The 3,251-nt window shown below is 74.3% G+C and carries 5 protein-coding genes; 1 reads left to right on the top strand and 4 read right to left on the bottom strand.

Going from position 1 to position 3,251, the window contains the following annotated elements:
- The 3 genes from EAO77_RS37170 to EAO77_RS37160 form a co-directional block, all read right to left on the bottom strand.
- Positions 1-110 (bottom strand): urease subunit beta (locus EAO77_RS37170; RefSeq protein WP_187283603.1); only part of this gene is annotated, 110 nt, incomplete at its 3' end.
- Between the two features lie 11 nt (positions 111-121).
- Positions 122-424 carry an urease subunit gamma gene (locus tag EAO77_RS37165; RefSeq protein WP_147992680.1) on the bottom strand — a complete coding sequence of 101 codons (303 nt, stop codon included), beginning with the start codon at positions 422-424 and terminating at the stop codon, positions 122-124.
- A 136-nt stretch (positions 425-560) separates the two neighbouring features.
- Positions 561-1,181, bottom strand: a complete 621-nt coding sequence (locus tag EAO77_RS37160; RefSeq protein ID WP_147992679.1) for a TetR/AcrR family transcriptional regulator — start codon at positions 1,179-1,181, stop codon at positions 561-563.
- Between the two features lie 138 nt (positions 1,182-1,319).
- Between EAO77_RS37160 and EAO77_RS37155 the strand changes: the two genes are divergently transcribed.
- Complete coding sequence (locus EAO77_RS37155) at positions 1,320-2,312, top strand: ABC transporter permease (RefSeq protein ID WP_147992678.1); 993 nt, start codon at positions 1,320-1,322, stop codon at positions 2,310-2,312.
- A gap of 515 nt (positions 2,313-2,827) precedes the next feature.
- Here the strand turns inward: EAO77_RS37155 and EAO77_RS37150 are convergent.
- Entirely contained in the window at positions 2,828-3,112 is a 285-nt protein-coding gene (locus EAO77_RS37150) for a type II toxin-antitoxin system Phd/YefM family antitoxin (protein ID WP_147992677.1), read from the bottom strand.
- Positions 3,113-3,251: the final 139 nt, after the last annotated feature.

The raw sequence follows: 3,251 nt of genomic DNA, 5'->3' as shown, positions 1-3,251 counted from the left end.
CCGACCTGGACGGGCCGGTCGGCGGTGTTCACCACGGTCACGCGGGTCCGCGCACGGCCCTCGTTGAGGACGACGGGATCCGGGGCGAGGAGGATCTCTCCGGGAATCATCGGGCGCCGCCTCAGACGATGGGGTCGTGGACGGTGACGAGCTTGGTGCCGTCCGGGAAGGTGGCCTCGACCTGGACGTCGTGGATCATCTCCGGGACGCCCTCCATCACCTCGGCGCGGGTGAGCACCTTGCGCCCCGAGGCCATGAGTTCGGCGACCGTGCGCCCGTCGCGGGCGCCCTCCAGGATGTGCGAGGTGATCAGGGCGACGGACTCGGGGTGGTTCAGCACCACCCCGCGCGCCCTGCGCTTCTCGGCCACGTCGGCGGCCACATGGATGAGCAGTCTTTCCTGCTCGTGCGGGGAGAGTTGCACGCGTCCACCTCATCGTCGTCCGGCCCTGGCGCGCCAGGAGCATCTGGACCCTAGCCCGGTGCAACGTTGTGCCGACCCGGACACGGTCATCTCTCGACCAGGGGTTGAACGTTAGGACGCAAGTTTTTCCGGCGCGTTAACTGATCTTGGAATTCCGCATCGACATCAGGGCGCGCAGCCCGTCCTCCAGGATCTCCACCCGCACGTCCCCGAAGAGCGCCTGCTGGACGATGAAGCCCTGCGCGGCGGCGATGAGGGTGCGGGCCACATGGTCCGGGTCGACCTGCGACTCCATCAGACCGGCTTCACGGTACGCGCGCACGAGCCGGGCCCAGGCCGCGCGCATGGTGTCGTAGCCCTCGTCGAGCGTGGCCGCCAGGCGTTCGTTGCGCAGGGTCTCGGTCCAGACCTGGACGACGAGCCGGGCGAACGCCTGCCGGTCGCCGCCCGGGACCTCGTCCACGAGCATGCGGCGCATGACCCGGCCGATGAGGAGGTCGGGGGTGGGCGGCGGCGTGGTGCGGGCGGCGTCCTCGAAGGCGGTCCGGATCCCGGCGAACGCCTCCACGGCGATGGCCTCGACCAGTTCCTCCTTGCTGCGGAAGTAGCGGTAGACCGCTCCGGCCGACAGCTCGGACTCCCGCAGGATGTCCTGCATCGACGTGGCGTGGAAGCCGTTGCGGGCGAAGCACCGGGCGGCGGCGCCGACGATCTGACGGCGCCGGGCGTCGAGGTGGGCCTGGGATACACGAGCCATGGACCCAACTTAAAACGAACGTTCATTCTTGACAAGGACCGCACCCCGGAGGAGAGTGGCGCTCAGTAAAACGAACGATCCTTCTCTTTGAGATCCACCCACCGTCCCGCCCCAGCACTCTGTGAACTGGAGGTCCTCATGTCCCCTGCACCGGCACGCCGCATGATCGCGGTGATGGTCCTGATACCGGTGGTGGTGGCCCTGGCTCTCTGGGCGTTCGCCTGGCCGGCGGCACGCACCGCGCCCCGCGACCTGCCCGTCGGCGTGGCCGGACCGGCCACCGCGGCCGCCGCCGTCGAGGACGGTCTGACGCGGCAGGCCGGCGCCTTCGACGTCCACCGCTTCGACGACGAGGCCGCGGCCCGGGACGCCGTCGAGGACCGGGTCGTATACGGAGCCGTGGTCGTCGGCGCGCAGGGCACGCACCTGCTCACCGCCCCCGCCGCGAGCCCCGTCGTCGCCCAGCTGCTCAAGGAGGCGGTGACCGCGCGGGCTCCCGCGGACGCCCCGGTGCGGGTGACCGAGGTCGTGTCGCTGCCGGCGGGCGACCCGCGCGGCAGCGCGCTCGCGGCGAGCGTCCTGCCGATCGCCCTGGCCGGAGTGGCGGCGGGCGCCCTGGTGACGCTGAGCGGGCTGGGCGGGGCGAGGGCCGCCGTCACCCTGCTGGGCGCCGCGGCCCTGGTCGGCCTCACGGCGGCCGCGCTGGCGCACAGCTGGCTCGGGGTGCTGGACGGCGACTGGTGGGCGGAGGCAGGCGCGATGGGCCTGACCGTGCTCGCAGTCGGCTCGGGGGTGGCGGGACTCGCCGCACTGCTCGGGGCCCCCGGGGTGGGCCTCGGCGCCCTGCTCATGGTGCTGATCGGCAATCCGTTCGCGGGCGCGACGAGCGCGCCGGAGCTGCTCCCCGAACCGGCGGGGACCGTCGGCCAGTGGCTGCCGCCGGGCGCGGGGAGCTCGCTGCTGCGGTCGGTCGCGTACTTCGACGGGCGGGCGTCGGGCGGCGCCGTGCTGACGCTGACGCTCTGGGCGGCGCTCGGACTCACCGCGGTCCTGGTGAGCGCCCGCCTCCGCGCCCGCGACGGGGCAGCCCGGCCGGAGACGGAGCACCCGACCCCGGCGCCCGCGGCCTAGCGGCGCCGCACCCCCGAAACGGCCGCGTGCCCCCTGTAGCGGAGGGGCACGCGGCTCTTCCGTGTGCACGGGCTCGGCACGGGGGCGTGCGCGGCAGGGCCGCGCCGTGAGCGGCCCCCGGTACGCAGGCCGACACGGGCGGGCACCTCCGAGAGCGGCCCCCGGGGCGCAGGCCGACACGGGCGGGCGCCGCGCGGGGGATGCGCGGCGCGGCGCTTGCGGCGGGCGGGCGCGGGACACGTGTGCACGGGCTCGGCGCGGGCGCGCGCCGCCGGGCCGGAGGCCGGCCGGTGCGCGGCCGGCACTGCCGACGACACGTGCGCGGCCGGGCATGAGCAGGGCCCGGGCGCCCTGCCCGCGCGGGCGGGCGCGGCCCGGCATCAGTGCGAGCCCAGCCTCGTGCCGGGCATGCGGCTTCCGCCCGGGCCGGGGACGGCCGCGTGTGCGCGGTGGGGACGGCAGGCGGCGGGCGCCGGCTCCGGCGCACCCCAGGGTGCGGGCGCGCGCCCGCGCGGTCAGGAGCGGCGGTCGTCCGGGGGCCGGTGTTCGGCCGCGAGGCCGAAGCGGCCGCGTTCGCCTCCGGCGGACGCCGCCGACCCGAACGACGAGACCGAGCTGATCACCTGCTCCTCGTCCGCCTGCCGCAGGCTTTCGAGTCGTTCCAGGTCAGCGGCGGAGACGAGCGCCACGAGGGGCTTGCCGTGGCGGGTGACGACGACGCGCTCCCCGCCGTAGACGACGCGGTTGATCAGTTCGGCGAGCTCTGCGCGGGCTTGCGTCACCGGAATCTCGTAGGCCATGCTCCCCAGCTTACGGGGCGTCCACAGACGGGGCCGTGCGTCCACAGCCGCTGAAAAACCGCACGTCAAAGGGGGTCTGAGCCACCCTTATTCAGTGAGTCCGTGAGACGTCTGTGAGACGCGGCTACCGGCTCTTGCT

The organism is Streptomyces sp. T39, assembly GCF_008042045.1.
Taxonomy (GTDB): domain Bacteria; phylum Actinomycetota; class Actinomycetes; order Streptomycetales; family Streptomycetaceae; genus Streptomyces.
Note: the sequence above shows the minus strand (reverse complement) of the source record. Positions and strands in the feature narration are given on the sequence as shown.